This window comes from Vibrio sp. 10N.222.55.C6, from assembly GCF_041473395.1.
GTDB lineage: Bacteria > Pseudomonadota > Gammaproteobacteria > Enterobacterales > Vibrionaceae > Vibrio > Vibrio crassostreae_C.
Genome location: NZ_JBFRSD010000594.1, coordinates 1 through 509 on the forward strand (window position 1 = coordinate 1; position 509 = coordinate 509).

Below are 509 nucleotides of genomic sequence, written 5' to 3' on the forward strand. Positions count from 1 at the left end.
TTGCTAAAGTACTCAGAGTCTATGTTCGTGAGCGCGGCTTGTTAACGATGACGGAAGCACTACGTAAAATGACACTGATGCCAGCTCAATTAATAGAAGATTTTGTCCCTCAAATGAAAAATAAAGGACGAATCCAAACTAATATGGACGCAGATATCGTGGTATTCGACCCAGAAACTATCGCTGATGTGGGCACCTACCAAGATCCTAACCACCCAGCCGTAGGCGTACATTGGTTATTGGTTAACGGCAAAATCGTTGTCAACAACACACAACTAGATACAGACGTTAAAGCAGGCGAAGCCATTCGACGTTAATTCACCTAATCAATGATAAATCAGACTATAGAAAGCGATACTCAGGTATCGCTTTTTTATCTCACCTCTTCGATAATTTCTTAAAGTGTCACATATAATACTTTTAAATGAATTTTCTAATTGAGGTAACATTTAGATAGATTTGCCAAAAATATTCGACATAAATCACGTTTTTATCATGTCATTGGGCGT

The 509-nt window shown here is 38.3% G+C and carries 1 pseudogene; it reads left to right on the top strand.

Annotated features, from left to right (window positions below):
• Positions 1–317, top strand: a pseudogene (locus AB4486_RS25245) (D-glutamate deacylase); the annotation flags it as partial.
• Between the last annotated feature and the right edge of the window lie 192 nt (positions 318–509).